The sequence below is a fragment of the Sphingobium amiense genome (assembly GCF_003967075.1).
Lineage (GTDB): Bacteria > Pseudomonadota > Alphaproteobacteria > Sphingomonadales > Sphingomonadaceae > Sphingobium > Sphingobium amiense.
Genome location: NZ_AP018664.1, coordinates 3,335,435 through 3,361,641, shown reverse-complemented (window position 1 = coordinate 3,361,641; position 26,207 = coordinate 3,335,435). Strand labels below are relative to the sequence as shown.

Below are 26,207 nucleotides of genomic sequence, written 5' to 3'. Positions count from 1 at the left end.
CTGGCGTCATGAAGCGCATCCTTCCCCTGCTCGTCCTGCCGATGATCCTCACCGCCTGCGGCCTTCGCCCGGTCTATGGCGGCGGGGGTCAGGGTCCGGTGGCGCAGGCGCTCGGCAATGTCGAGGTTGCGCCGATTCAGGGGAAGGGCGGCTGGCTGGTGCGCAATGCGCTCCACGACCGGCTGGCGGCGATGCAGGGCGGCAGCGGCCCGCGCTACCGGCTGGTGGTGAAGCTGGACGACGACATCAGCGGCTTCGGCCTGCGCGCCGACGCCGCCATCACGCGCGAGCGGCGGACGCTGCGCGCGCGCTACCAGCTTATCGACGAAGCGACGGGCGCTCAGGTGCTGGACGACACCGCCGGGTCGGACGCGGGCATCGACGTGACCTCCAGCGAATATGCGACCATCGCAGCGGAGGACACGGCGCTCGAACGCCTGTCTCAGACGGTGGCGGACCAGATCGTGACCCGGCTCGCGCTTTTTTCGCGCCGAGCCGGGCAGTGAAAGCCAATCGCGGGCAGATCGAGCGCGCGCTCGACGCCCCGCCGCCCGACATCCGCTTCTTCTTGCTTTACGGCCCTGACGAAGCGGGCAGCGCCGCCATTGCCAAGAGGCTGGAGCGCGCCATGGGACCGCAGGCCGAGCGCGTCGATCTCGACGGGGCAACGCTGAAGGACGACCCTGCCCGGCTGGCCGACGAGGCCGCCTCCTTTTCCATGTTCGGCGACAAACGCTGGGTGCGGGTCAGCAGCATGGGCGACGAATCCGCCCCCGCGCTGGCCGCGCTGCTGGAGGCGGAAGCGGCGGGGAATCCGGTTATCGCCGTCACCGGCGCGCTCAAGCCCACGTCGAAGCTGCTGAAGCTCGCGCTCGACCACAAGGGCGCGATGGCCTGCATCTCCTACCAGCCCGACGCGCGGGAAGCGGAGCAGATCGCCATCGGCATCGCGCGGGAAGGGGGGCTGCGCCTGTCTACCGAACTGGCGCGCCGCATCGTGGACCTTGCCAATGGCGACCGCGCGCTGATGGCGGGCGAGGTCGAAAAGCTGATCCTCTACCTCGACGCCGTGCCCGATCGCCCGCGCGAAGCGACGGCAGAAGCGCTCGACGCGCTCTCCGCCGACAATCCGGACACGGAGATCGGCCCGCTGGTGAACGCTGTGCTCGGCGGCGACATGAAGGCGATGCACAAGGAAATGCTGCGCCTGACCGAAACCGGCGCGGCGATGGCGTCGGTGATCCGGCCGCTGCTGACCCGCGCGATGCTGATCGCCAATATCCGCGCCGATTTCGACGAAAGCGGGCGGCTGGAGACGGCGGTCGAATCGGCAGGCAAGGCGGTGTTCTGGAAGGAGAAGGGCACCGTATCGCGGCAGGTGCGCATCTGGGACGCGCCGGGCGCCGCGCGAGTGATCCAGCGCCTGCTGGAAGCCGAACGCGCCAGCCGGGGCGGGCGCGGGGCGGGCGACCTCATGGTCCGGCACGAACTGCTCGCCATCGCCCGGCAGGCAGCGAGGGAGCGGGCTTGATCGTTCCTTCGCACGGCACCATATTGCCGCGCATGGACAAGATGACCCTTTCCGAAGCCGAATGGCGCGACCGCCTCTCTCCCGAACAATATCATGTGCTGCGCGAAGCGGGCACGGAACGCGCCTTCACCGGCAAATATAACGGGAATAAGGCGGACGGCGTCTATTATTGCGCGGGCTGCGGCGCGGAACTGTTCGACGCGGACGAAAAATATGACAGCGGATCGGGCTGGCCCAGCTTCACCGCTCCCGTGGACATCGACGCGGTGGAGGAAATCCGCGACAGCAGCCATGGAATGATCCGCACCGAGGTGCGCTGCGCCAAATGCGAGGGGCATCTGGGCCATGTTTTTCCCGACGGTCCGGGCGTCAATGGCCTGCGCTACTGCATGAACAGCGCCAGCCTCGACTTCAAGCCGCGCGACGAGACCGCCTGAACCGGGATCGTTCAGCCTGCATAAAGCGCCATGGCGCATGAAGACGCCCGGCGCGACTTTCGCCCGCCGCGTGATTTGCGCTGGCGAGCGCGGGGATTAGCGCCTATTCGGGGCGGCACAGATGGCTGGATCAGGCAAGAGCAAGGCGGCGCGCACGGGCGTCAGGAAATGGCTGGTGCGCGGGGCCAAGATCGCCCTTGGCGCGGCGGTCGCGGGGCTGCTTGCGATCGTCATCGCCGTGGTGATCGCGATGCAGTCGCTGCCCGGTTACGACAGCCTCAAATCCTCCCCCAACGGCCAGATGATCCGCGTCCACGCCGCCGATGGCAGCGTGATCGTGTCCCTCGGGCCGAGCTTTGGCCAATGGCTCTCCTATGACCAGATCCCGCAGGTGATGGTCGACGCCATGATCTCCACCGAGGACAAGCGCTTCTACCTGCACCCCGGCGTCGATCCGGTCGGCATGGCGCGCGCGGCATGGGTCGCCGTCGAGCGGCGCGGATCGGGCCGCCGCTGGCAGGGCGCGTCGACCATCACGCAACAGGTGACGCGCAACATCTTCCTCAACAACAGCTACAGTTTCGGGCGCAAACTGCGCGAAATGGTGCTGGCGATGGCGATGGAGCGCAAATTCTCGAAGCGCCAGATCCTCGAACTTTACCTCAACAAGGTCTATTTCGGCGGCGGCGCCTATGGCATCGACGCCGCCAGCCGCAAATTCTTCGGTCATCCCGCCACCGGCCTCAGCCTGCCCGAAGCCGCCATTATCGCGGGCCTCGTCAAGGCGCCGTCCAGCTATTCGCCCACCGCCGACGCAGACGCCGCGATCGGGCGCGCGAGCGTGGTGCTCGACCTGATGCAGGAAAATGGCAAGATTTCGGCGTCGCAGCGTGCAGACGCGAATCTGTCCTCCGTGAAGATGGCGCCCGAGCCGCCGCAGAACAGCGTGCGCTACTTCACCGACTGGGCGCTGCCGCAGCTCGACGTGCTGATCGACGAACCCAATGAGCCGCTCGAAGTCTACACGACCATCGACCTTGGCATGCAGAATGCCGCGACCGCCGCGATCAAGGCGAATGTGCCTTCGGGCACGCAGGGCGCGCTCGTCAGCCTCGACCGCGACGGAGCCGTGCGCGCCATGGTCGGCGGCCTCGATTATGTGACCTCCAACTATAACCGCGCCACCACCGCGACGCGCCAGCCCGGATCGGCGTGGAAGATCTTCGTCTATATGGCCGCGCTCGAAGCGGGCTACACGCCCGACACCGGCGTCACGGACGAGCCCGTGACGATCAACGGCTGGAGTCCGCGTAACAGCAATGGCAAGTTCGCGGGTGACATCGACGTGCGCACCGCCTTCGCCTATTCGATCAACACCGTCGCGGCGAAGCTGGGCGTGGAAGTCGGCTTCCCGACCGTCGCCGACATGGCGCGCCGGTTCGGCATCACGACGCCGGTCAACACCCATCCATCCATGGTGCTGGGCACATCGGACGTGCGCCTGATCGACATGACCCGCGCCTTCGCCTCCATCGCGCGCAAGGGGATCGCGGTGACGCCCTATGGCATCACCAGGGTGACGACCGCCGATGGCCGCCTGCTCTACAGTCATCAGGACGACACCAGCCGGGTGCTGGTCGCGCCATGGGTGGCGGCGGGGATGACCGACCTCATGCAGACCGCCGTGTCCACCGGCACCGGCCGCGCCGCGCAGATCGGACGGCCCGTCGCAGGCAAGACCGGCACAACCAGCAGCAACAAGGACGGCTGGTTCCTCGGCTTTTCCAGCGGTATCACGACCGGCGTCTGGATGGGCCGCGACGACGCCCGCGCCGTGTCGGTGCTGCAGGGGGGCCGCGCCCCCGCCCGCGCCTTTGCCGATTATATGAAGGTCGCGGTCGCCAGACGCCCGGTCGAACAGTTCGAAACCGAAGTGACGCTGCCCGAATGGCAGTTGGAACCGGACGAGGAGGCCTATTACAACACGCCCGATCCCGGCATGATGGTCGATGAAAACGGCCTGCCCATCGAACGGTCGCAGCCGCGTGATGCGGAGCCGCAGGATGACGAACCCCAGATGGACGTCGATCCGCAGGACCGCCCGCAGCCGCCCCGCATCGACCAGCAGTGGATCGACAATGTGCTGGGCCGCGACCGCCAGCGCCAACAGCAGCCTCCGCGCCCCGCGACCAACCCCTGACCCGGCCTCAGTCCGCCGACGCCAGCCGCGTCGTCACTGGCGCCATGGCGTCGGGCATCAGGAAATCGACCCTGCCCCGCCCGAAGTCGATCGCCACCCGGTCGAACACCCGCAATGCGCTGATGCCCAGAAGCAGCGCTGGCTTGTCCTCCAGCCCGAGTTCCGCGAACGGGCTGGCGTCGGCGAAAAGCACCGGCAGGTCGACAAGCGTGACGCCCCCCATGCGCGCCGATTTGATCCGCCCGACCTGGCCCACCAGCGTTCCCCCGGTCACGCTCGTCAGGACCGCGGTCAGCAGCTCGGGCGCGCGTTTCTTCGCCACCAGCCGGTCGCGCAACGCCAGATTGCCGATGCTGACGGTCGCGCCGGTGTCGAGCATGATGTTGACCCGCATCCCGTTCACATCGGAATGAAGCAGGATGAGCTGCCCGCGCTTGCGCCGCGCCTCAACCACGATGGTGTCGCGGTCGGCCGGGGCAGTGCGCAACGGTCCGCCGCTGCGCGCAATTTCCATCTGCCCGGTGCGGAAATTCAGCGTCACCCGCTTTTCATGCAGGCTGTCGAGACCGAGCAGGCCGGGCGCGCCCAGATTTTCGCCTTCCAGCACCGGCGCTTCGATGTCGCGGACGCGTCCGCCGCCGAAGTCGATGTCGGGCAGCGCGACCGTGCCCGCTTCGGACCGGCCCGTCATGCTGAGGATCGTGACACTGGCGCGCGCCGGCAAAGCGAGCCGCTGCGCCAGATCGCGCGCGATCACCGTGCGCTGCGACCCGGTGTCGATGACGAAGTTCCACGGCCCCTTGCCGTCGATCCGGATGGGAATCGTGACCCGCTCGTCATGGGAAGGGCCGGTGCGGACCACCGCGGGCGGGTCGACGGGATCGGGCGAGGCCGTATCCTGCGCCGCGCAGACCGAAGCGGCGGTGGCCATGGCCAGCCCGATCAGGAGGTGCAACCGTCCCATATCCTCGTCCCTCGACCTGTTATCGCCGCCTTATACCACCGCCGGGCCGCCTCTAGCCATAGCAGCCGCACATGGCGCCGCGATTTCCCGCCCTGTCGCCGCGCTCCCGCCTTGACTTGGGATGGCGGCCGCCGGTAAATGCCCCAGCGACCATCCCGCCCGTCCGGAGCGGGGTGCGCCTCGGGCCTTCAGCGTCCGCATCCCTCCTTCCTTTCCGGCCGCTCTCTCCTCTTCCCTATCGGACCCATTCGACCATGCATCTCAAGGACCTCAAGAAAACCGTCCCCGCCGACCTCGTCACCATGGCTGAGGAACTGGGCGTGGAAGGCGCATCGACGCTGCGCAAGCAGGATCTGATGTTCGCCATCCTCAAGGCGGAGGCCGAAAATGGCGAACAGATCATGGGCGAGGGCACGATCGAGGTGCTGGCCGACGGCTTCGGTTTCCTTCGTAGCCCCGAAGCCAATTTCCTCGCCGGTCCCGACGACATCTATGTTTCGCCCAATCAGGTCCGCAAGTTCGGCCTGCGCACCGGCGACACGGTGGAAGGCGAAATCCGCGCGCCCAAGGATGGCGAGCGCTATTTCGCGCTGACGAAGCTGAACACCGTCAATTTCGACGATCCCGATGCCGTCCGCCATCGCGTCAATTTCGACAATCTGACGCCGCTCTATCCCGAACAGAAGCTGCGGCTCGACACGCTCGACCCGACCATCAAGGACAAGTCGGCGCGCGTCATCGACATCGTATCGCCGCAGGGCAAGGGCCAGCGCACGCTGATCGTCGCGCCGCCCCGAGTCGGCAAGACCGTGATGCTCCAGAACATCGCCAAGGCGATCACGGACAATCATCCCGAAGTCTTCCTGATCGTCCTCCTCATCGACGAGCGCCCCGAGGAAGTCACCGACATGCAGCGCAGCGTGAAGGGCGAGGTCGTTTCCTCCACATTCGACGAGCCTGCCACCCGCCACGTGCAGGTCGCTGAAATGGTGATCGAAAAGGCGAAGCGCCTTGTGGAACACAAAAAGGACGTCGTGATCCTGCTCGATTCGATCACCCGCCTCGGTCGCGCCTACAACACTGTGGTGCCCTCCTCGGGCAAGGTGCTGACCGGCGGCGTCGACGCCAATGCGCTCCAGCGGCCCAAGCGCTTCTTCGGCGCGGCGCGCAATATCGAGGAAGGCGGCTCGCTCTCCATCATCGCCACCGCGCTGATCGACACCGGCAGCCGCATGGACGAAGTCATCTTCGAAGAGTTCAAGGGCACCGGCAACTCCGAAATCGTGCTCGACCGCAAGGTGGCCGACAAGCGCATCTTCCCGGCATTGGATGTCGGCAAGTCCGGCACCCGCAAGGAAGAACTGCTGGTCGAAAAGCCGACGCTCAGCAAGATGTGGGTGCTGCGCCGCATCCTCATGCAGATGGGCACGGTCGATGCCATGGAATTCCTGCTCGACAAGATGAAGGATTCCAAGACCAACGAGGATTTCTTCGCGACGATGAACCAGTAAGCGCGAAGGACGTCAGCCGCGATGTTCGATCTTCTCGCCACTGCCGCGTCCGCGGCGCAGGGTCTCGGTTCTCCGACCGAGATCTGGCAGCATATCCTCAACGATTTCAGCAACATCACGTCACCATCGGCCCTGTCCGCCTTCGTGCAGGTGCTGATGATCGACGTGCTGCTGGCGGGGGACAACGCCATCGTCGTCGGCGCGCTGGCCGCAGGCCTTCCCGCCGAGCAGCGCAAGAAGGTGATCCTGATCGGCATCCTTGCCGCGCTGGTCCTTCGCATCGCCTTCGCGCTGGTGGTCAGCCAGTTGATGCAGATCGTCGGCCTCATATTGGCGGGCGGGCTGCTGCTGCTGTGGGTAAGCTGGAAGATGTGGCGCGAACTACATCCCAGGCGCGGCGCGGACACGCCGGACGACCCGAGCGACGACGACATATCGGGCCTGCGCCCCGCCAAGAGTTTTGCCGGGGCGGCATGGGCCGTCGCCGTCGCGGACGTGTCGATGAGCCTCGACAATGTGCTCGCCGTCGCGGGCGCGGCGCGCGATCATCCGGGCATCCTGATGATCGGGCTGGTCCTGTCCGTGGCGCTGATGGGCATCGCCGCCAACGTCATCGCCCATTATATCGAGCGCTTCCGCTGGATCGCCTATATCGGCCTTGCCGTCATCGTCTATGTCGCCGGCAAGATGATCTACGAAGGCATCGTCGACCAGAATGTCGGGCTTCTGACCCTGTTCGCCTGATGGCCGGACGCCGCCCGCCTGGTGGTCGGCGGCGTCCTTTTTCGTCAGGGAATCAATATGGTAGCGCCTGTCGTCTGCCGTGATTCCAGCGCGCGATGGGCATCGGCGACATCGGTCAGCGCGAACCGCTGATTGACCGCAGCGCGCACCACGCCTCTTTCGATCCGGTCGAACAGCCGCGCCGCTGTCCGCTCCAGTTCCTCGCGCGTCCCGACATAATCGAACATGGTCGGCCGCGTTACGAAGAGCGATCCGCCACGGCTGAGATCGAGCAGGCTGATCGGCGGCACCGCGCCAGACGCATTGCCGTAGCTGACGATCATGCCGCGCCGCCTGACGCTGGCGAACGATGCGGGCCAGCTATCCTTGCCCACCCCGTCATAGACGATGTCGACGCCCAGCCCCCCGGTCAGTTCCCGCACCGCAGGCGCAAGATCGGCCAGATCGCCGTGCAGGCTGTGGTCCGCGTCGACGGCAGCGGCCTTGGCCGCCGAACCGCTATGCGCGATGATCTTCACGCCCTTGTCCCGCAGCCAGGGAACCAGCACCGATCCCACGCCGCCCGCCGCCGCATGAACCAGCGCCACCTGCCCCGCCCTGAGCGGCAATATATCTTCCGCAAGGAAGCAGGCGGTCATGCCCTTCAGCATCAGCGCGGCGGCATCTTCCGCAGACACTGCGTCGGGGAGGGCGATCACCTGCGCGGCGGGCACGGTCCAGTGGGTCGTATAGCTGCCCTGCAACGTGCCGCTCGCCACGCGGTCGCCGACGCGGAACGCATTCACGCCGTCCCCGACCGCCGCGACGCGGCCCGCCGCCTCGAACCCCAGCGTCAGCGGAAGGGCGGTCGGGTAAAGGCCGCTCCGGAAATAGGTGTCGATATAGTTCAGCCCGATCGCTTCGGTCTGAATAAGGATGTGGCCAGCCGGCGGGGGAGCGGGATCGAACCGCTCCTGCTCCATCACCTCTGGCCGGCCGTGGGAGCGGACGACGATCCGCAGGCCCGTGCCGCTCATGCCAGCGCCCGCGCGAAGAAATCGGCCGTGCGGCGGTCGGCGAGTTGCGCGGCCTCCTCGACCCGCCGCTTGCCCATTTCTGCCGCGAAACCGTGGTCCAGCCCCTGATAATCGTGCAGCGTCACATGGCGATTGTCCTTCAGCCCTTCGTGCATCGCCCTTTGCACATCCGCGGGCACGAATCCGTCATCGGTCGGGATATGCAGCATCGTCGGCTTGCCGATGGCGTGCTGCTCCCCCAGCAGATTGTCGATGCCGACGCCATAATAGCCGACAAAAGCGTCGCCATCGGTGCGGCAGGCCGACATGAAGGCCAGTCGTCCGCCCAGACAATAGCCGACGACCCCGACCTTGCCTTCCCCGCCCAGCGCGTCCCGCGCGACCCTGATCGTCGCCTCGATGTCGCGGATCGCCCGATCCTGATTGAACTTCGGGAAATAGCTGAGCGCCGTCTGCATTTCTTCCGGCACATCCGCGTCCAGCTCGATATGCGGTTCGAACTGCCAGAAGAGGTCCGGCGCATAGGCGGCATAGCCCGCCTTTGCCCAGCTGTCGCATTTGCGGCGGATACCTTCGTTGACGCCGAAAATCTCCTGAATGACGACGATGGCTGCGGTCGCTTCCCCTTCCGGCAGGGCCACATAGATATCGAAACTCTCGTCGCCCGCCAGCGTCCTGATCGGTTTGAATTCGCCCATTGAAATCGCCTCTCGCCATGAATGCATTGCCGCATATTGGCCGAACGGCGCGGGCTTGCAACCACGGGTCGATGTTAAAAATTTGCGTTTCCTGCGCGATTTGCGGCATGAGGAGGTCGGCACTCGCGCCGGTGCAGGAAGGGTCTGGCTATGAAAGTTACCGTCGATGTCGATTGCTCCCCGGCGGAGGCGCGGGCTTTTCTCGGCCTGCCCGACGTAACGCCGATCCACGACAAATATATCAAGACCATGCTCGACGGCTTCGATGGCATCGGCAGCGCGGAGCAGATGGAGACGCTGTTCAAAAGCTTCTCGCCCATGGGCGACGCAGGCATGCGGCTGTTTCAGCAGATGGTCAATCTGGGTCTTTCGGGCATGGGGTCCCCCGCGAAGGAAGACAGGAAGTAACGTCTACCCCGTGCCGGACGCCACCATCTTCGCCCTGTCGAGCGGCGCGCCGCCGGCGGGGATCGCCATCATCCGCGTCAGCGGGCCGCTCGCCGGAGAGGCGCTGCGCCGCCTGTCGGGCCGGGCGCTGCCGCCGCCGCGCACCGCCAGCCTGCGTCTGTTGCGCGACGCGGCGGCGGAGCCTCTCGACCGCGCGCTCGTCCTCTGGATGCCCGGCCCCGCAACCGTGACCGGCGAGGATATGGTCGAGCTTCATTGCCATGGCGGCCGGGCGGTCATTGCAGCGGTGGAAAAATCGCTTGCCGGCATGCCGGGCCTGCGCCGGGCAGAGGCGGGGGAGTTTACGCGCCGGGCTTTTGCAAACGGACGCATGGACCTTAACGCCGTCGAAGGCCTCGCCGACCTGCTCGCGGCGGAAACGCAGGGACAACGCCGCGCCGCGCTGATGATGGCGGAAGGCCACTTCTCGCGCCGGATCGCGGCCTGGCGGGAGGCGTTGCTGCAACTGTCGGCGATGGCGGAGGCGGCGCTCGACTTTTCGGACGAGGATGACGTGCCCGATGCCGCCATCGGGGATCGGATAGGCGACGGCATCGCAGCTCTGGAGCGCGAGGTTGGGCAGGCGCTCGACGCGCCCTCTGCCGAACGGCTGCGCGACGGCGTGCGGGTGGTGCTGGCAGGGCCACCGAATGCGGGCAAATCGACCCTCCTCAACGCCCTCGTCGGCAGGGACGCCGCCATCGTATCGGACATCGCCGGAACGACGCGCGACCGGATCGAGGTGCCCGCCGCCATCGGTGGCGTCGCCTTTCTGCTGACGGACACCGCCGGTCTGCGAAGCGACAGCGACGATCCGGTCGAAGCCATCGGCATCGCCCGCGCGCGCGCCGCGCTCGAAGCCGCCGACATCATCCTGTGGCTGGGCGACGGCAAGGATCTGCCGCGCGAAGACGCGATCCTGATTTCCGCGCAGCGGGACCGGCAGCCCGCCGATCGCCCCGGTCTCAACCTGTCCGCTGTCACCGGTGAGGGGATGGACAGGCTGATCACGCAACTCCTCGACCGGGCAAGCCACCTGCTTCCGGGGCCGGGCGATGTCGCCCTTCATGCGCGGCAGAGACAGCGCGTGCGACAGCTTCATGGCCATCTCACCGCAGCCGCGCGGCACACGGACCTCCTCGTCATCGCCGAAGAACTGCGCCTCGCGCGCGCCGCAATCGACGCGCTGACGGGACAGGCGGGCACCGAAGACATGCTCGACCGCCTGTTCGGGAGCTTCTGCATCGGCAAATAATGTTCCACGTGGAACGCTTTTGACCCGATGGCCGCTGTTCTGGTAAGGGCACGTCATGCAGACAAGCTATGACGTGATCGTGGTCGGTGGCGGCCATGCCGGATGCGAAGCCGCAGCAGCGGCGACGCGGAAAGGCGCGAAAGTGGCGCTCGTTACTTTCGACCGCATAACCGTGGGAGCGATGTCCTGCAATCCTGCCATTGGCGGCCTTGGCAAAGGCCACCTCGTCCGGGAAGTCGATGCGCTGGACGGCCTCATCGCGCGCGCCGCCGATGCAGCTGCCATCCATTATCGCATGCTCAACAGCAGCAAGGGCGCTGCGGTTCAAGGTCCGCGCATTCAGGCCGACCGGAAGCGTTACCGTCAGGCCATTCATGCTCTGCTGGACGATTTCCCCGATCTTCATAGCGTCGAGGGCGAAGCCGCAGAACTCGTGATGCATAACGGCCGAGTAGTGGGTGTCGACCTCTCGGACGGACGGCGGATGCACAGCGGCGCAGTCGTCCTCGCCACCGGCACCTTTCTGGCGGCGCGCATGTTTCGCGGCAGTGAGCGCGAGGAGGGCGGTCGCATCGGTGAGCGGGCGGCGACTCGCCTCGGGCTTCAGCTTCGTGCGCTCGGCCTCCCCATCGCTCGCCTGAAGACGGGAACGCCGCCGCGCATCGACGGCCGCACTATCGACTGGGGCGCGCTTGAAGCCCAGCCGTCGGACGGGCTGGACTGGACGATGTCGTCCATGTCGGCGGGCCGCCCGCTGCCGCAACTCGCCTGCGCCATCACCCGCACCACCGCCGCCACGCATGACATCATCCGCAACGGGCTGGACCGGTCGCCCCTGTTCAGCGGCGCCATTGAGGGGCGGGGGCCGCGCTACTGCCCGTCCATCGAGGACAAGGTGCTGCGCTTCGGCGACCGCGACGGCCATCAGATATTTCTCGAACCGGAGGGGCTGGACGACCCCCTCGTCTATCCCAACGGCATCAGCACGTCGCTTCCCGCCGATGTGCAGACCGCGATGGTGCGGTCGATGGCTGGCCTTGAACGGGCGGCCATCGTCGTTCCGGGCTATGCGGTCGAATATGACCATGTCGATCCTCGTGCGCTGACCGCTACGCTTGAATCGCGCGCCATTTCCGGACTGTTCTGCGCAGGACAGATCAACGGCACGACCGGCTATGAAGAAGCGGCAGCGCAAGGCCTGATCGCGGGGGCCAACGCTGCCGCATCTGTTGCGGGCGAAGAGCCGCTCATCCTTGACCGGGCCAGCTCCTACATCGGCGTCATGATCGACGATCTCGTGCTGCAGGGCGTGCCGGAACCCTATCGGATGCTTACAGCGCGCGCGGAGTATCGGCTCCGCCTGAGAGCCGACAATGCGGAAACACGGCTCGCCGACATCGGGCTGGATCATCGCCTGATCGGACCGGAGCGGCAGTCGCGGATCGAGCGGCGGCAGGCAGAGCGCGGGCGGGTGGAGGCCGATCTGGCGAGGATGGCGACGGCCACCGAAATGGCGCGCGCGGGCGCGGCCGTGCGACAGGACGGCGCGCGGCGATCTCTTTTTGAGTGGGCGCGGTTTCCGGAAGTAACTCCCGAACTGCTCATGCACGCCAGCCCCGCCCTGCGTGCTGCTTCGCCCGGCCTTCGCGCCGAAATATTGGAGGACGCCCATTACGCGCCCTATCTCGAAAGGCAGGAAGCGGAGATTGCCGAGCTTCGGCGGAACGAGCGCGTCATCATTTCCCCCGATTTCGATTTCGCGTCCGTCGGCGGCCTGTCGACCGAAATGATCGAACGCCTCGACGCCGCGCGTCCGGACAGCCTTGCCGCGGCCGGGCGGGTGCGTGGTGTCACCCCCGCCGCGCTGGCGGCGATCCTTGTCCATGTCAGGCGGCAGGCGGCGTGACCGAAGACGAAGCGAGGGCATGGCTCGATAGCAACTTTGATGTTTCACGTGAAACAGCGGCAAAGCTGGAACGCTATGTCGACCTGCTTCTGAAAGGCATGGCGGAGCAGAACCTCATTTCCGCTTCCACCGTGCCGCATCTCTGGGCGCGCCACATCGTCGATTCGGCCCAGCTTTTGACACACGCGCGCAACGACGGCGATGGCGCCTGGATCGATCTCGGCTCCGGCGCAGGGCTTCCCGGCATCGTGGTGGCCTGCCTGTCTAACCGCCCCATCCTGATGATCGAAAGCCGGCGCAAGCGTATAGACTTCCTCCAGCATGTGATCGACGACGTGGGCCTTGGGCATGCGAAAATATTCGGCGGCCGCGTCGAAAATGCACCGCCATGCAACGCAGCCATCGTCAGCGCCCGCGCCTATGCGCCGCTGCCGCAGTTATGGGCGTCCGCGCTCCATCTTTCTAATGCAAAAACGGTCTGGGTTCTGCCAAAGGGCCGAAATGCGCAAAATGAACTGGAGGCGGCGCGCCCGGCGTGGCAAGGTGTGTTCCACGTGGAACCGAGCGTCACCGATCCGGAAAGCTCGATCATCGTTGCGCGGGGCGTCGTCCCTCAAGGCAGGAAGAAAGGTCGTTCATGATCCGCATCGCCATCGCCAATCAGAAAGGCGGCGTGGGCAAGACGACCACGGCGATCAACCTCGCCACCGGGCTGGCCGCCACGGGATTGCGCGTCCTCCTGGTCGATCTCGACCCGCAGGGCAATGCGTCCACCGGCCTTGGCATCGACCAGTCGCAGCGGACGCAGTCCAGTTACGATCTGCTCGTCGGCAATTGCGCGCTGGAAGACAGCATCGTCTCCACCCGCGTGCCCAAGCTCGACATCGTCCCCGCAACACAGGATCTCTCCGGCGCCGAGATCGAACTCATCGAATATGAGGAGCGCACGCACCGTCTGGAGCGCGTCCTTGCGGAGGCGCAGCCCGGCCGGTGGGACATCTGCCTGATCGACTGCCCGCCTTCGCTCGGCCTGCTCACGATCAATGCGATGGTCGCGGCCCAGTCGCTGCTGGTGCCGCTGCAATGTGAATTTTTCGCGCTGGAGGGACTGTCGCAACTGCTCCTTACGGTCGACCGGATTCGCGGGCGTTTCAATCCGACCCTGTCGATCATGGGGGTGGCGCTCACCATGTATGACCGGCGCAACCGTCTGACCGATCAGGTCGCCGACGATGTGCGCGCATGTCTGGGCGATCTCGTCTTCTCGACCGTGATCCCGCGAAACGTTCGCCTGTCCGAAGCGCCCAGCCATGGCGTCCCGGCACTGATCTACGACTTCCGCTGCTCGGGATCGGAAGCCTATATGCGGCTCGCGCGCGAACTCATCGCCCGGCTGCCCCAGCAGGAGGTTGCCGCTTGAGCGACGAAACGACCGAAAAGCCCAAGAGCGCCAAACGTCCGCAGGGGCTGGGCAGAGGACTGTCCGCGCTACTGGGCGACGCGACGCGGGACGAGCCGGTTGCCGCCAATCCTGCTCAGGCGAACGGGAAAACCGTCCAGAGCATCGAAGTCGCTTTGATCCATCCGCACCCCGAGCAGCCTCGCCGCCATTTCGATGATGCCGCCCTGCAGGAACTGGCTGACAGCATCGCCAAGCGCGGCGTCATTCAGCCGATCATCGTCCGGCCCCATGGCGGGGGGTTCCAGATCATCGCCGGTGAGCGGCGCTGGCGCGCAGCGCAGCGCGCGCAGTTGCACCGCATCCCGGCAATCGTCCGCGACTTCGATGAGCAGGAAACGCTCGAAATCGCGCTCATCGAAAATATCCAGCGCGAAGACCTCAATCCCATCGAGGAAGCCGAGGCCTATCGCAAGCTCATCGCCGAATTTCATCACAGTCAGGAAGCGCTGGGCCGGATCGTCGGCAAGTCGCGCAGCCATGTCGCCAACCTGATGCGCCTTCTCGAACTGCCGCAGGCGGTGCAGACGCAGGTCATGCACAGCCGGATCAGCATGGGCCATGCCCGCGCATTGATCGGCGCGCCCGATTGCGAGCGCCTTGCGCAGCAGGTCGAAACCAAGGGGCTGTCCGTCCGCGATACAGAGCAACTGGTTCGCCGCGTCAAGACCGGCTCCGATGCCTCGACCCCGCGCACCACGAAAAGCGCAACGGGAACCGCGAAAGATCCGGACATCGCCGCGCTCGAACAGCATCTGGCCGACATATTGGGCCTGCGCGTCGACATCGTGCATGAAGGCGGCGGGGGCGGCGCATTGTCGCTCCGCTACTCCAATCTGGACCAGCTCGACATGCTGTGCCAGCGCCTGTCGGGCGAACGTATCTAGGGGCGAGGCAAGCGGAGCTTTTGCGTCGGATGCTCTGGCGTTTTGGCGACCCGCCACCTAGGTTGCGGCATGGCCGACATCATCGCTCCCCAAACCGCCTCCCCCGCTGTCATCCGCCGTTCCGACTATCGGCCGCCCGCATGGCTGGTGCCGGACATCGAACTCGACTTCGCCCTCGACCCTGCCCGGACGCAGGTTCGCGCGACCCTGACCGTCGAGCGCAACGGCGCGCATGACGGGCCGCTGCGGCTGGATGGAGACGGGCTGGTTCCGGTGGCGATCCGCGTCGATGGCAAGGTGCTGAAACAGGATCAGTGGCATCTGGAGGACGGCACGCTGGTGCTGCCCCTGTGCGGCGACCGGCATGAAGTCGAAACGCTGGTCGAAATCGCGCCGCAGGACAACAGCAAGCTGATGGGCCTTTATGCCAGCGGCGGCCTGCTCTGCACCCAATGCGAAGCGGAAGGCTTCCGTCGCATCACCTTCTTCCCCGATCGCCCCGACGTGCTGTCCCGTTATCGCGTGCGGATGGTCGCGGACAAGTCGGCCTACCCCATCCTGCTCGCCAACGGGGACCCGGTCGAAAGCGGCGATCTGGGCGATGGCCGCCATTATGCCGTATGGACCGATCCCTATCCCAAGCCCTGCTATCTTTTCGCGCTGGTGGCGGGCGACCTCGCCTGCAATGCCGACCGGTTCGTAACGATGAGCGGGCGGCAGGTCAGGCTCGGCATCTGGGTCAAGGAAGCCGATATTCCGCGCACGGCGCACGCGATGCAGGCGCTCAAAAACAGCATGGCGTGGGACGAACGCGTCTATGGCCGCGAATATGATCTCGATGTTTTCAACATTGTTGCGGTCGACGATTTCAACTTCGGCGCGATGGAGAATAAAGGCCTCAACATCTTCAATTCGCGCTACATTCTGGCCGACCCGGAAACCGCGACTGACCTCGATTACGATGGCGTCGAAGGGGTGGTGGCACACGAATATTTCCACAACTGGTCGGGCAACCGCGTCACCTGCCGCGACTGGTTTCAGCTCAGCCTCAAGGAAGGCTTCACCGTCTTTCGCGATCAGAATTTCTCCGCCGACATGGGCAGCCATGCGGTCAAGCGGATCGAGGATGTCCGCATCCTGCGCGCCGGTCAGTTCCAGGAGGATAACGGCCCGCTCGCTCACCCCGTGCGACCCGAATCCTATATGGAAATCAGCAACTTCTACACCGCCACCATCTATAACAAGGGCGCGGAGCTGATTCGAATGATGGCCCTGATGGCGGGGCCGGAGCGGTTCCGCGCAGGGACCGACCTCTATTTCGACCGGCATGACGGGGAAGCGGCAACCTGCGAGGATTTCGTCGTCGCGATGGAGGAGGGGGCCGATCTCGACCTGCGGCAGTTCCGCCTCTGGTATGAACAGGCCGGCACACCGCGCGTCAAGGCGCTGTTGTCGCATGATCCGGCCACAGCCACCGCCACGCTGACGCTGGAGCAGCAGATTCCGCCCACGCCCGGCCAGCCGGACAAGAAGCCGATGGCGATCCCGCTGCGCACAGCCCTGTTCGATTCCGCGACGGGCGCGCATGGCAGGGACGAAGTGCTGATGCTGACCGAAGCGCGGCAGAGCTTCCTGTTCGAAAATGTCGCCCACGGCCCGATCCTGTCGATCAATCGCGGCTTTTCCGCGCCGGTGATCGTCGAAACCAACCTCAGCCAGCCCGATCTCGCCTTCCTCGCCGCGCATGACGACGACCCCTTCGCCCGTTATGAGGCGATGCAGCAGCTCATGGTCAACGTCCTCATCGGCCGAATCGCGGGCAGCCCTGTCGGCGAGGATGCCGTGATCGAAGCCGTCCGCGGCGCAATCACCAATCCGGCGCTCGACGCGGCGTTCGTGGCGGAAGCCGTGCGCCTGCCGAGCGAAGCCTATCTCGGCGACCAGATGGAGCGGGTCGATCCCGACGCGATTCATGCCGCCCGCGACGCGCTTCAGCAACGGATCGGCGCGGCGCTGGAGCCTCTGTGGCGCGACATCCATGCGCGCACCGGAGCCGCCAGCTTCTCCCTCTCCCCGGCCGCCAAGGGCGCGCGCAAGCTGCGCAACGCCGCGCTGCATTATCTGGTGGCGTCAGGCGCTGCGGACGGTCCCGCCATCGCCTTCGCCCAGTTCAGCGAGGCTGACAATATGACTGAGCGGCAGGCAGCGCTCGCCACGCTTGCCAATGGCGGCAGCGAGGAACGCGAAGCCGCGCTCGACATCTTCTATAACCGTTATGCATCCGACCCGCTGACGCTCGACAAATGGTTCCAGACGCAGGCGTTCGCGCTCCATCCCGCCATCGTCGATCAGGTCGCCGAGCTTGGCCGTCACAAGGACTTCACGCTCGCCAACCCCAACCGCGTCCGCGCGCTGATTGGCGCTTTCGCGGCGAACCAGTGGGGTTTCCATCAGGCATCGGGCAGAGGCTATGCGCTGGTGGCGGACTGCATCGTCGCGCTTGACCGGATCAATCCCCAGACCGCCGCCCGTCTGGTGCCGCCGCTGGGTCGCTGGCGGCGCTTCGACGGCGCGCGGGCGGCGATGATGCGCGAACAGTTGCAGCGCATCCTGGCGACGCCCGGCCTTTCGAAGGACGTGATGGAACAGGCGGGCAAGAGCCTCGACTGAACCCCGTCAGTTCCGCGCGGCAACCCACGCCGCCACTTCGGCGGCGACGCTGTTGGCGGCGGCGTTGAGCGGCGCGCCCACCGTCGCGGCGTCGATCTTTCCGCCCACGGGCGCGCTCGCGGTGAAGCGCTGCCGCGCCAGCACCTTGCCGCCGGGGTTGGTCAGCGCCGCGTCATAGGTGACGACCGCGCTGTTGCTCGCCTGATCTATGGAAAAGGCGACCAGTTCCCCGGTGAGCCGCTCTCCCGCCTCGTCCGAAAACTGCCCGCTGTCCAGCACGACGCGGCTGGTGCTCGCGGAAATCGTTTCGGCGACCAGGCGGCGGAACAGGTGGCGCGGCGTATCCGACCATTGCACCTTCATCACATAGGCGACGGAGGTGGGGCTGAGCTGCACCGGCACCCGCACCGTATCCAGCGCGCGCGGCGCTTCAGGATCGGCCACGATCAGCGTGCGGCCCGTTCCGTCCTGCGCCGCCCCCGCCGGAACCTTCCGAGCGGCGTCGAGCGTCAGCAGGCGCTGCGGCGGCTTCGGCCCGATGGACACGCATCCCGACACTAGCAGGGCAGCAGCCAGAGCGCCCAGCGCGCTCGCTTGTTTCATGGGGAACATCGTCCGCCTCTCTCTCGTCATGGCTTGTAATCCGGCAGCTTGGGCGATCCGACCAGCGAACCCGCGCCCTGCTGATCCAGCTTTTCGGCGACGCCGCGGAAGGACCGCGACATTTCGCGCAGATCGCGGACCAACTGGTTGACCTCCGGCATGGTCTGCGTGCTGAACGCGCGCACGCCCGGCTGCGCTTCGGCGATGGTCTTGTCGAGCGTGTCGATGCTGCGCGTCGCCGCCTGCACGCTCTTGCGCAGGTCGCCCATCAGCGGACGGCCTTCCTCGTTCAGCATGGTGTTGGTGGTGTCGGCGAGCTTGCCGATCTGTTCGACGGCGACGCCGGTGCGCTGCACGGCGATGCGCGCTTCGGCCAGCGTCGCGGCGATTTCGGGGCTGCGGTCGGCCAGCGCGCCCGACACCCGTTCGACATTGGCGAGGATGCCCGCAATCGACTGCTGGTTCTTGTCATTGAGCAGTTCGGTCAGCCGCTCGGTCAGCGTCGACAGCCGCTCCAGCAGTTGCGGCGCATTGTTGAGCAGTTCGCCCAGCGCACCCGGCTTGGTCGGGATCACCGGCACGCCGTCAGGGCAGGCCGCGAGGACATTCTCGACCGGACAGATGATCGGCGGCGCGCCCTTGACCGCGCCGTCCAGCACGATCTCGCTGACGCCGGTAAAGCCCACGCCCGAAATGGTGGCGGTCGTGCCCTGAAGCACGGGCGTGCCTTCCTTCACGGAAATGCGCACCTTCACGAAGCTCGGATCGCGTTTCCACAGTTCGATCTTCTCGACCTGCCCGGAAGGCACGCCCGAATAGTTGACCGACGATCCTTTCGCGAGGCCATTCACCGACTGTTTGAAGAAGATGTCATATTCGGTGCTGTCCCCCTGCGACAGGCGCGAGAACCAGAAGGCGGCGGCCATGATCGCCGCGATCAGCAGCAGCGTGACGGTGCCCACCAGCACATGGTTGGAGCGGGTTTCCATATCCTATCGCCTTCCGTCCGGCGCGCCGTCGGCGGCCCTGTTCTTCTCGCGTTCGACTGCGGCCGTCGCGGCCCGGCCGCGCGGGCCGTTGAAATATTCCTGAATCCACGGATGGTCCGTCGCCAGCAGTTCCTGAATGGTCCCGACCGCGATCACCTTCCTGTCGGCCAGCACCGCCACGCGGTCGCAGATCGAATAGAGCGTATCCAGATCGTGCGTGATGAGGAAAACGGTGAGGCCAAGCGTCTGTTGCAGCTTGCGCGTCTGATCGTCGAACGCCGCCGCGCCGATGGGGTCGAGGCCCGCCGTCGGCTCGTCGAGAAAAAGAAGGTCGGGGTCCAGCGCCAGCGCGCGGGCGAGGCCTGCGCGCTTCTTCATGCCGCCCGAAAGTTCGGCGGGATATTTGGGACCGGCTTCGGTCGGCAGGCCCGTCATGCGGATCTTGTAGGCGGCGATCTCGTCGCGCAGTTGCGGCCCGATATTGGGATAATATTCGCGGATCGGCACCTCGACATTCTCGGCCACCGTCAGCGTCGAAAAAAGCGCGCCGCCCTGAAACAGCACGCCCCAGCGCTTGCGCACGGCCAGCGCCTCATCGTCCAGCCGCCCGATCATGGATTCGCCGAACACATGGATGTCGCCTTCGTCGGGCGTCTGAAGCCCGATGATCGACCGCATCAGCACCGATTTGCCGGTGCCCGATCCCCCCACCACGCCCAATATCTCGCCCTTGCGCACGTCGAGGTCGAGATGTTCGTGCACGGTCTGGTCGCCGAAGCTGTTTTTGAGGCCGCGCACCTTGATCGCGATGTCCTCGCCCTCGATCGCCTGCTCGACGCGGGTTTCCTCGATCTCGCGCAGCTCCTCCTCGCTCATCATACCCACCCGACCCAGGTGAAGAACACCGCGAAGAAAGCGTCGATGACGATGACGAGGAAGATCGCCTGAACCACCGCCGCCGTGGTGCGCAGGCCGACTTCCTCGGCGTTGGCCTCGACCTGCAAGCCCTGAAAACAGCCGGCGAGCGCGATGATGATGCCGAACACCGGCGCCTTGATCAGGCCGACCCACAGGTCCGTGATCGGCACGACTTCCCGCAGCCGCTGGACGAAGGTGATGGGCGGAATTTCCAGCGCCACCGCGCACAGAAACCCGCCGCCGATGACGGCCATGACCGATGCGTAAAAGCCCAGCAGCGGCATCATGATGACCACCGCGAGCGTGCGGGGCAGGACCAGCGCCTCCATCGGCGACACGCCGATGGTCCGCATCGCGTCCACCTCCTCGGTCAGCTTCATCGTGCCGAGCTGCGCGGCGAAGGCGGAGCCGGACCGGCCCGCGACCATGATCGCGGTCATCAGAACGCCGAGTTCCCGAAACGTCAGCCGCCCGACGAGGTTGATCGTCAGCATCTCCATGCCGAACTGGCGGAGCTGAACCGAACCCTGCTGGGCGATGACGATGCCGATGAGGAAGCTCATGAGGCCGATGATGCCGAGCGCGGAAACGCCCACCACCTCGAACCGCTGGACCACGGCGTTGATGCGGAAGCGGCGGGGATGGCGGATGACGTTCCACGTCGCCACCAGCGTGCCGCCGAAGAAACCGATCAGCCCCAGCAGCGTGGCGAATGAATTGATCACCGCCTCGCCGATCTGGCCGACGACGCGGCGCAGCGCGGGAACATGATCCGGGCGGATCGCGACCGGCTCGTCCAGCGCGCCCACCGCGTCGATCAGCCGCCCCGCGTCCCCGCTCGCGCCTGTGATCTCCGCGCTGAGGCGCGTCGCGGCGCGATGCACCGTCCACGCGCCGATGGTGTCCATGTGCGTGACGTCCGCCAGATCAATCGCCGCCACCGGCCCCGACACCGCGTCGAGACGGTCGGGAAGGTCATGCAGACAGGCGATCGCCAGCGACCCGGACAGGCGCAGCACGCTGCCGCCTTCGCGCACTTCCTCGGCAAGATCGGCGGCCTTGTTCATGCGATGGGATTAGTGGTCCATTATCGGTTGCGCGGCAAGCCGAAACGGCCCATCCGCAAGCCAGAACGAAGGGTAAGCGGAAAAGTTTCGGAAACGGCATGATGGTGCACAGGCTGGCGATCTACGACATGGACCGCACGGTGACGGTGACGGGCACCTACACCGGGTTCCTGATCCACGTCGCGCGACGCATGGCGCCGTGGCGTCTGGCGCTGTTTCCCGGCGTCATCCTGCTGATGCTGGCCTATGTGCTGAAACTTGTGACGCGCCAGCGGCTGAAGGAACTCAATCAGGCGCTGATGATCGGCTTCAACGTCGAGCGCGCGAAGCTGATGCCCCATGTCGAAAGCTATGCCGACAAGGTGATGGCCACCAACGTGCGGCAGGGCGCGCTGGCGCAGATCGCGCACGATCGGGCGGACGGCTGCCGGCTGGTGCTCGCCACCGCTTCCTACCGCCTCTATGTCGAACCCATCGCGCGGCGGCTGGGTTTCGACGCAGTGATCGCAACCGATCATCTCAGTCAGGATCTGCGCTATGTGCGGGCGAAGATCGCGGGCGAGAACTGCTATGACACCGGCAAGCTGCGGATGATAAAGGGGTGGATGACGGCGGAGGCCATCGACCGCGCCCATGCCCACATCCGCGCCTATTCCGATCATGTGTCGGACGCGCCGATGCTGGAATATGCCGATCAGCCCTTCGCCGCCAACCCGCACCGGCCGCTGGCGAAGCTGGCGGCCGAGCGGGGCTGGCCGCGCGTCGACTGGTCCTGAAGCGTCAGCCCGTCAATCGCCGCCCAGCCGTCAGCGCCGATGCCGCGCAGCAGGCGGCGGTGGCAAGGCCTGACCCCGCCCAGCGCAATCACCGGCGGCGCTGACTGCCGGGCCAGCGCCGCGAAACGCGCCCGCCCCAAAGCATGCGCCCCCGGATGCGAGCGCGTGGGGAAAAGCGGGGAAACGAAAACCACATCCGCGCCGCGCGCAGCCAGCGCCTCCGTCGCATCATGCACCGGACGGCTGCGCAGCATCGGCCGGGCGGCGCGTCTCGCATCGCGTCCATGCGCCCCGTCCGCCCGCCATGCCGCCGCCGCCTGCGCCGTGCCGCCCAGCATCAGCACCAGCCGCCGCCGCCGCGCCACCCGGCGCAGCGCCTGGAACAGCGCGCGCCGCTCCGCCGCCGCCGTGCGATAATGGCGGAACACGATCCCCGCGCCTCCCCTGGGCAGCCGCTCCGCCGCCGCGATCAGCGCCGCCGCATCGACCCGCTCGTCGGTCATCAGCCAGAGGCGCGGCGGATTTTTGCGGTGGCGGGCGTCCATGGCCCTCGCCTATAGCAGCCCGCATGACGACCGACACCCATATCGCCGCCGACCGCCTCGCCGCCGTGCGCGAAGGCGTGGACCGCGCCGCCCGCCTGACGCAGCGGCAGGGCGACGACATCCGCCTGATCGCCATATCGAAGACCCACGCCGCCCCCGCCATCCGCCCGCTGATCGCCGCGGGCCAGCACGTCTTCGGCGAAAACCGCGTGCAGGAAGCGCAGGACAAATGGCCCGCCCTGCGCGAGGAACAGCCCGGCATCGAACTGCACCTCGTCGGCCAGCTTCAGTCGAACAAGGCCGCCGACGCCGTCACCCTCTTCGACGCGATCCACAGCCTCGACCGCCCCTCGCTCCTGACCGCGCTCGCCAAAGCCATGGACAGGGCCGACCGGCGCATCCCCTGCTTCATTCAGGTCAATATCGGCGCGGAGGAGCAGAAGGGCGGATGCCCCATCGCGGAAACCCCCGCGCTGATCGCGGCGGCGCGCGATGCGGACATCCCGCTCCTCGGCCTCATGTGCGTGCCGCCCGCCGATGTGGAGCCAGCGCCCTTCTTCGCGCTGCTCGCAAAAATGGCGCGGGAAGAAGGCCTCCCGCGCCTGTCGATGGGCATGTCGTCGGACTATGAAACCGCGGTCATGCTGGGCGCGACCGACATTCGCGTCGGGAGCGCCCTGTTCGGCGACCGCCCCCCGCCCGCTCGCCCGGTGCCGGGGAGCGGGCGGGGGATGGCCCGCAACTCCCTCGCCTAGAAACCGGCCCGCAGCGTGATGCCGTAGGTGCGCGGCTCGGCGAAGTAGGCGGAGATCAACTGGTTCGCCATCGGCGCGCCCAGCGCGAACTGGCCGGTCGTCGATGTCGCCGGGCTGCTCGACTGGAGCGGGCTGGAGAAGGCGACCTGCGTATATTTCTCGTTGAAGACATTCTGTCCCCAGAACTCGACCGCCCAGCGCTGGTCCGGGCCGCGGATGCCGACGCGCGCATTCACCACCGCAAAGCCGTCCTGCCGCTTTTCGGGGAACAGGTCGGACCCGGTGTTGAAGTCGCTCGTCATGCGCCCGTCGACGTAGAAGAGGGCGGACAGGCCGCTCGACCCCAGCGAAGGCGTCCATGAGGCGCTCGCCGTCGTCACCACCTGCGGCGCGTTCGAGTTGATCGAGCCGGGCAGCAGGAACAGCGCCGGGTCGAGCGGGACGCGCCCGTCGCTGCTGCCGACGAGGCGATTGGCGAACTTGGCCCGCGCATAGGTCAGGCCGCCCGATACGCGGAAATTGCGCGCGGGGCTGGCGGTCAGCTCCAGCTCGACGCCCTGGCTGATGAGGCCCGGCGACACATCGTCCTTCGCGCAGGTCCGCGTTGCCGACAGCGCGCTGTCGCACCCGTTGATATTCTGCACGACGAAGCTGGTGCCGTTGAAGGTGTTGAGCTGGAAATTCTTGAACTCCTGCCGGAACGCCGCGATGTTCGCGCTCCATTTGGGCTGGGCGTATTTCAGGCCGATTTCAAACGCATCGACCTTTTCCGCCGCGAAGCGCAGGCTGGCCGCATCGGCATTGGTGCGCGGCGAAAAGACCGCCGGAATGGCGTTGAGGCCGGTCGATCCGAGCTGGAAGCGGTCGAGATTATAGCCCCCCGCCTTATAGCCCTTCGAATAGCTGCCATAGAGCAGCAGGTCCTCAATGGGTTTCCACGACAGCACCGCCGTACCGCTGAACTCGCCGTCGCTGATGCGGTCGTTGAGGTCGAGCGCATTGAGGCTGGTCGATCCGTTGCCGAGGCAGCCCAGCGTCAGGATACCGCCCGCCAGCGTCGCCGCGCTGCCCAGCGCCGGGTTGGTGGCGATGGGGGCAAGGGCGGGCTGAAGCGCCGCGCAGGTCGCATTGTTGTTGTTGAGATCGGCGGAAAATCGCTTGCTCTCATGCGTGTAGCGCAGGCCCAGCGTCAGATCGAGCTGCCGGGTGATATGCACGATATTGTGCGTGAAGAGCGCCCAGTTCTTGCTCCGCTGATAATAGAGCGACCCGGTGTCGCCCGTCCCGGCGGGGATCGCCGCCAGCGCCCGCAGCCCGTTGCCGAGACCGGTGGAGATCGCCGCCGCCTGGCCATTGGCGATGGCGGTTGCCTGAGGCGCCGGAACGCCCTGCGCGATCAGGCTGGCGCGGATCGCGGGCGCGAGACCCGCATTGAGCTGCGCCTGCGTGCCGGTAATCAGCGCCTGCGTCGCAAGACCGCTGCCGCAGGCGGCAAGCTGCTGCGCGGTGAGGTTGCTGTTGACGCTCGCCCCCGCCATCAGGCGGCACGCCGCGAACCGGCCATAGTCCGCGCCGAAACGGATATTGTCCTGCAACGTCAGCTTCTCGTCGGCATAATAGCCGCCCACCAGCCAGTCGAGCGCATCGCCGAACGCGCTGCCCTGCAGGCGCAGTTCCTGCGTGAAGGTCTTGAACCGGCGCTGCGTGTTGGGATCGCGGTAGAGCAGGTCGGCGCGGTTATAGTCATAATCGCCATAGTCGCGCGAATGATAGTCGCGATAGGCGGTGATGCTGGTCAGCTTCGCTCCGCCGAAATCATAATTGACCTCGCCCGACAGCCCCCAGTCCTTGAGCTTGCTGACATAGTCGCGGCCGGGCGTAATGGTGAGTTCGCGGTCATAGGGATCGTCGGGGAACACGCCGCCCTGACCCGCCAATATGGCCGAGATGCGGTTGAACGGCGCGGTGCTGTATCCGCCGCCCGCGACGGGCCGCCGCTCGCGCGTTTCGATATAGGCCGCGCCGCAGCAGCTTTCGTCGCGATTGGTGTAATCGCCGATCAGGCGGATGGAGAGCGCGTCGTTCGGTTCGATCAGCGCCTGCCCGCGCAGGAAGTAGCGGTCGCGGTCGTTGGTGTCGCCGACCTTGTTGCCCGCATTGTCGAGCAGCTTGTAGAAGCCGTCGCGCTTGCTCCACACCCCGTCGAGCGCCAGCGCGATGCTGTCGCTGATCGGGCCGGTCACGCGTCCGGCGACGCGCCAGTAATCATAATTGCCGTAGGTCACTTCGCCGCGCGCGCTGAAGGTCTTTTCCGGCGCCTTGCTGATGATGTTGATGAGGCCCGCCGACGCGTTGCGGCCGAACAGGGTGCCCTGCGGCCCACGCAGCACCTCGACCCGCTCGATCTCGCCCAGTTCGTTGAGGCCCGCGCCCGTGCGCGAGCGATAGACGCCGTCGATGAACACCGCGACCGAACTTTCGAGGCCCGGATTGTCGCCCACCGTGCCGATGCCGCGGATACGCGCCGACGCATTGGCTTCCGATCCGGTCGAGGACACGAGCAGCGAGGGGGCAAGCTGGTTCAGCGTGCGGATGTCGCTCGCGCCGCTGTTCTGCATCGCCTGCGCGCTGACCGCCGACACCGCGATCGGCACATCGGACAAGGGGCTGGCGCGGCGGGTGGCGGTGACGATGATCTGCGCGTCGCCATTGTCGTCGGCGGCCTGCTGCGGCGCGGACTGAGGCGCGGCATCCTGCGCCATCGCGGGCGCGCCCGCACCCAGCGCCACAGCCGCCACGGTCGTCAACCAGAGACTCTTGTCGGTCATC

Annotated in this window: 24 protein-coding genes; 15 read left to right on the top strand and 9 right to left on the bottom strand. The window is 66.4% G+C overall.

The window, feature by feature from the left end:
• The first annotated feature begins 8 nt into the window (after positions 1-8).
• From lptE to SAMIE_RS16405, 4 genes are all read left to right on the top strand, one after another.
• Complete coding sequence (lptE, locus tag SAMIE_RS16420) at positions 9-506, top strand: LPS assembly lipoprotein LptE (protein ID WP_066700728.1); 498 nt, start codon at positions 9-11, stop codon at positions 504-506.
• Entirely contained in the window at positions 503-1,531 is a 1,029-nt protein-coding gene (gene holA, locus SAMIE_RS16415) for a DNA polymerase III subunit delta (RefSeq protein WP_066700729.1), read from the top strand. The genes lptE and holA overlap by 4 nt, the downstream gene beginning before the upstream one ends.
• Before the next feature lie 32 nt (positions 1,532-1,563).
• Positions 1,564-1,968, top strand: a complete 405-nt coding sequence (msrB, locus tag SAMIE_RS16410; protein WP_066700793.1) for a peptide-methionine (R)-S-oxide reductase MsrB — start codon at positions 1,564-1,566, stop codon at positions 1,966-1,968.
• Positions 1,969-2,089: 121 nt separating this feature from the next.
• Positions 2,090-4,168 carry a transglycosylase domain-containing protein gene (locus SAMIE_RS16405; RefSeq protein ID WP_066700730.1) on the top strand — a complete coding sequence of 693 codons (2,079 nt, stop codon included), beginning with the start codon at positions 2,090-2,092 and terminating at the stop codon, positions 4,166-4,168.
• A 7-nt stretch (positions 4,169-4,175) separates the two neighbouring features.
• Here SAMIE_RS16405 and SAMIE_RS16400 read toward each other — a convergent pair whose 3' ends face one another.
• Positions 4,176-5,132: a retroviral-like aspartic protease family protein gene (locus SAMIE_RS16400; RefSeq protein WP_066700731.1), complete on the bottom strand. Its 957-nt coding sequence runs from the start codon at positions 5,130-5,132 to the stop codon at positions 4,176-4,178.
• A 254-nt stretch (positions 5,133-5,386) separates the two neighbouring features.
• Between SAMIE_RS16400 and rho the strand changes: the two genes are divergently transcribed.
• Positions 5,387-6,643, top strand: coding sequence for a transcription termination factor Rho (rho, locus tag SAMIE_RS16395; RefSeq protein ID WP_066700732.1), 1,257 nt, complete (start codon positions 5,387-5,389; stop codon positions 6,641-6,643).
• Positions 6,644-6,664: 21 nt separating this feature from the next.
• Positions 6,665-7,387: a YjbE family putative metal transport protein gene (locus tag SAMIE_RS16390; RefSeq protein ID WP_066700733.1), complete on the top strand. Its 723-nt coding sequence runs from the start codon at positions 6,665-6,667 to the stop codon at positions 7,385-7,387.
• Positions 7,388-7,431: 44 nt separating this feature from the next.
• Here the strand turns inward: SAMIE_RS16390 and SAMIE_RS16385 are convergent, their stop codons facing one another.
• Both SAMIE_RS16385 and SAMIE_RS16380 read right to left on the bottom strand, forming a co-directional pair.
• Positions 7,432-8,403, bottom strand: coding sequence for a quinone oxidoreductase family protein (locus tag SAMIE_RS16385; RefSeq protein ID WP_174522220.1), 972 nt, complete (start codon positions 8,401-8,403; stop codon positions 7,432-7,434).
• Entirely contained in the window at positions 8,400-9,101 is a 702-nt protein-coding gene (locus tag SAMIE_RS16380; protein ID WP_066700734.1) for a dienelactone hydrolase family protein, read from the bottom strand. The genes SAMIE_RS16385 and SAMIE_RS16380 overlap by 4 nt, the downstream gene beginning before the upstream one ends.
• 150 nt (positions 9,102-9,251) lie before the next feature.
• Here SAMIE_RS16380 and SAMIE_RS16375 point away from each other — a divergent pair, with 150 nt between their 5' ends.
• From SAMIE_RS16375 to pepN, 7 genes are all read left to right on the top strand, one after another.
• Positions 9,252-9,509 carry a DUF6489 family protein gene (locus SAMIE_RS16375; protein WP_066700735.1) on the top strand — a complete coding sequence of 86 codons (258 nt, stop codon included), beginning with the start codon at positions 9,252-9,254 and terminating at the stop codon, positions 9,507-9,509.
• Positions 9,510-9,519: 10 nt separating this feature from the next.
• Entirely contained in the window at positions 9,520-10,803 is a 1,284-nt protein-coding gene (gene mnmE, locus SAMIE_RS16370) for a tRNA uridine-5-carboxymethylaminomethyl(34) synthesis GTPase MnmE (protein ID WP_066700736.1), read from the top strand.
• 55 nt (positions 10,804-10,858) lie between these two features.
• Positions 10,859-12,709 (top strand): tRNA uridine-5-carboxymethylaminomethyl(34) synthesis enzyme MnmG, encoded by a 1,851-nt coding sequence (gene mnmG / locus SAMIE_RS16365; RefSeq protein ID WP_066700737.1) that lies wholly within the window; start codon positions 10,859-10,861, stop codon positions 12,707-12,709.
• Positions 12,706-13,350: a 16S rRNA (guanine(527)-N(7))-methyltransferase RsmG gene (gene rsmG, locus SAMIE_RS16360; RefSeq protein ID WP_066700738.1), complete on the top strand. Its 645-nt coding sequence runs from the start codon at positions 12,706-12,708 to the stop codon at positions 13,348-13,350. The genes mnmG and rsmG overlap by 4 nt, the downstream gene beginning before the upstream one ends.
• Positions 13,347-14,129, top strand: coding sequence for a ParA family protein (locus SAMIE_RS16355; protein ID WP_066700739.1), 783 nt, complete (start codon positions 13,347-13,349; stop codon positions 14,127-14,129). Before rsmG ends, SAMIE_RS16355 begins: the two co-directional genes overlap by 4 nt.
• Positions 14,126-15,055, top strand: a complete 930-nt coding sequence (locus SAMIE_RS16350) for a ParB/RepB/Spo0J family partition protein (protein WP_066700740.1) — start codon at positions 14,126-14,128, stop codon at positions 15,053-15,055. Before SAMIE_RS16355 ends, SAMIE_RS16350 begins: the two co-directional genes overlap by 4 nt.
• 69 nt (positions 15,056-15,124) lie before the next feature.
• Complete coding sequence (pepN, locus tag SAMIE_RS16345) at positions 15,125-17,725, top strand: aminopeptidase N (protein WP_066700741.1); 2,601 nt, start codon at positions 15,125-15,127, stop codon at positions 17,723-17,725.
• Positions 17,726-17,731: 6 nt separating this feature from the next.
• Here the strand turns inward: pepN and SAMIE_RS16340 are convergent, their stop codons facing one another.
• The 4 genes from SAMIE_RS16340 to SAMIE_RS16325 are packed head-to-tail and all read right to left on the bottom strand — an operon-like array spanning position 17,732 to position 21,302.
• On the bottom strand, positions 17,732-18,337 hold the full coding sequence (locus SAMIE_RS16340) for an ABC-type transport auxiliary lipoprotein family protein (protein ID WP_066700742.1): 606 nt from the start codon (positions 18,335-18,337) through the stop codon (positions 17,732-17,734).
• 17 nt (positions 18,338-18,354) lie between these two features.
• Complete coding sequence (locus SAMIE_RS16335; RefSeq protein ID WP_066700743.1) at positions 18,355-19,317, bottom strand: MlaD family protein; 963 nt, start codon at positions 19,315-19,317, stop codon at positions 18,355-18,357.
• Between the two features lie 3 nt (positions 19,318-19,320).
• On the bottom strand, positions 19,321-20,193 hold the full coding sequence (locus tag SAMIE_RS16330; protein ID WP_066700795.1) for an ABC transporter ATP-binding protein: 873 nt from the start codon (positions 20,191-20,193) through the stop codon (positions 19,321-19,323).
• On the bottom strand, positions 20,193-21,302 hold the full coding sequence (locus SAMIE_RS16325; protein ID WP_066700744.1) for an MlaE family ABC transporter permease: 1,110 nt from the start codon (positions 21,300-21,302) through the stop codon (positions 20,193-20,195). Before SAMIE_RS16325 ends, SAMIE_RS16330 begins: the two co-directional genes overlap by 1 nt.
• A gap of 101 nt (positions 21,303-21,403) precedes the next feature.
• On the opposite strand from SAMIE_RS16325, the gene SAMIE_RS16320 reads away from it, so the two are divergent.
• Complete coding sequence (locus SAMIE_RS16320) at positions 21,404-22,078, top strand: HAD family hydrolase (RefSeq protein WP_066700796.1); 675 nt, start codon at positions 21,404-21,406, stop codon at positions 22,076-22,078.
• Here SAMIE_RS16320 and SAMIE_RS16315 read toward each other — a convergent pair.
• A complete protein-coding gene (locus SAMIE_RS16315) occupies positions 21,997-22,623 on the bottom strand; it encodes a thiamine phosphate synthase (protein ID WP_083952485.1) in 627 nt (208 codons plus the stop codon). The genes SAMIE_RS16320 and SAMIE_RS16315 overlap by 82 nt on opposite strands.
• 23 nt (positions 22,624-22,646) lie before the next feature.
• Between SAMIE_RS16315 and SAMIE_RS16310 the strand changes: the two genes are divergently transcribed.
• Positions 22,647-23,378 carry a YggS family pyridoxal phosphate-dependent enzyme gene (locus SAMIE_RS16310; protein ID WP_066700745.1) on the top strand — a complete coding sequence of 244 codons (732 nt, stop codon included), beginning with the start codon at positions 22,647-22,649 and terminating at the stop codon, positions 23,376-23,378.
• Here SAMIE_RS16310 and SAMIE_RS16305 read toward each other — a convergent pair.
• Positions 23,375-26,206 carry a TonB-dependent receptor gene (locus tag SAMIE_RS16305; protein ID WP_066700797.1) on the bottom strand — a complete coding sequence of 944 codons (2,832 nt, stop codon included), beginning with the start codon at positions 26,204-26,206 and terminating at the stop codon, positions 23,375-23,377. The genes SAMIE_RS16310 and SAMIE_RS16305 overlap by 4 nt on opposite strands.
• Between the last annotated feature and the right edge of the window lies 1 nt (position 26,207).

Excerpts from the sequence above, each read along its gene's own strand:
- lptE (WP_066700728.1), top strand. The coding sequence starts at position 9 with ATGAAGCGCATCCTTCCCCTGCTCGTCCTGCCGATGATCCTCACCGCC.
- msrB (WP_066700793.1), top strand. The coding sequence starts at position 1,564 with ATGGACAAGATGACCCTTTCCGAAGCCGAATGGCGCGACCGCCTCTCT.
- SAMIE_RS16405 (WP_066700730.1), top strand. The coding sequence starts at position 2,090 with ATGGCTGGATCAGGCAAGAGCAAGGCGGCGCGCACGGGCGTCAGGAAA.
- SAMIE_RS16400 (WP_066700731.1), bottom strand. The coding sequence starts at position 5,132 with ATGGGACGGTTGCACCTCCTGATCGGGCTGGCCATGGCCACCGCCGCT.
- rho (WP_066700732.1), top strand. The coding sequence starts at position 5,387 with ATGCATCTCAAGGACCTCAAGAAAACCGTCCCCGCCGACCTCGTCACC.
- SAMIE_RS16390 (WP_066700733.1), top strand. The coding sequence starts at position 6,665 with ATGTTCGATCTTCTCGCCACTGCCGCGTCCGCGGCGCAGGGTCTCGGT.
- SAMIE_RS16385 (WP_174522220.1), bottom strand. The coding sequence starts at position 8,403 with ATGAGCGGCACGGGCCTGCGGATCGTCGTCCGCTCCCACGGCCGGCCA.
- SAMIE_RS16380 (WP_066700734.1), bottom strand. The coding sequence starts at position 9,101 with ATGGGCGAATTCAAACCGATCAGGACGCTGGCGGGCGACGAGAGTTTC.
- SAMIE_RS16375 (WP_066700735.1), top strand. The coding sequence starts at position 9,252 with ATGAAAGTTACCGTCGATGTCGATTGCTCCCCGGCGGAGGCGCGGGCT.
- mnmG (WP_066700737.1), top strand. The coding sequence starts at position 10,859 with ATGCAGACAAGCTATGACGTGATCGTGGTCGGTGGCGGCCATGCCGGA.
- SAMIE_RS16355 (WP_066700739.1), top strand. The coding sequence starts at position 13,347 with ATGATCCGCATCGCCATCGCCAATCAGAAAGGCGGCGTGGGCAAGACG.
- pepN (WP_066700741.1), top strand. The coding sequence starts at position 15,125 with ATGGCCGACATCATCGCTCCCCAAACCGCCTCCCCCGCTGTCATCCGC.
- SAMIE_RS16340 (WP_066700742.1), bottom strand. The coding sequence starts at position 18,337 with ATGTTCCCCATGAAACAAGCGAGCGCGCTGGGCGCTCTGGCTGCTGCC.
- SAMIE_RS16335 (WP_066700743.1), bottom strand. The coding sequence starts at position 19,317 with ATGGAAACCCGCTCCAACCATGTGCTGGTGGGCACCGTCACGCTGCTG.
- SAMIE_RS16330 (WP_066700795.1), bottom strand. The coding sequence starts at position 20,193 with ATGAGCGAGGAGGAGCTGCGCGAGATCGAGGAAACCCGCGTCGAGCAG.
- SAMIE_RS16325 (WP_066700744.1), bottom strand. The coding sequence starts at position 21,302 with ATGAACAAGGCCGCCGATCTTGCCGAGGAAGTGCGCGAAGGCGGCAGC.
- SAMIE_RS16320 (WP_066700796.1), top strand. The coding sequence starts at position 21,404 with ATGGTGCACAGGCTGGCGATCTACGACATGGACCGCACGGTGACGGTG.
- SAMIE_RS16315 (WP_083952485.1), bottom strand. The coding sequence starts at position 22,623 with ATGGACGCCCGCCACCGCAAAAATCCGCCGCGCCTCTGGCTGATGACC.
- SAMIE_RS16310 (WP_066700745.1), top strand. The coding sequence starts at position 22,647 with ATGACGACCGACACCCATATCGCCGCCGACCGCCTCGCCGCCGTGCGC.
- SAMIE_RS16305 (WP_066700797.1), bottom strand. The coding sequence starts at position 26,206 with ATGACCGACAAGAGTCTCTGGTTGACGACCGTGGCGGCTGTGGCGCTG.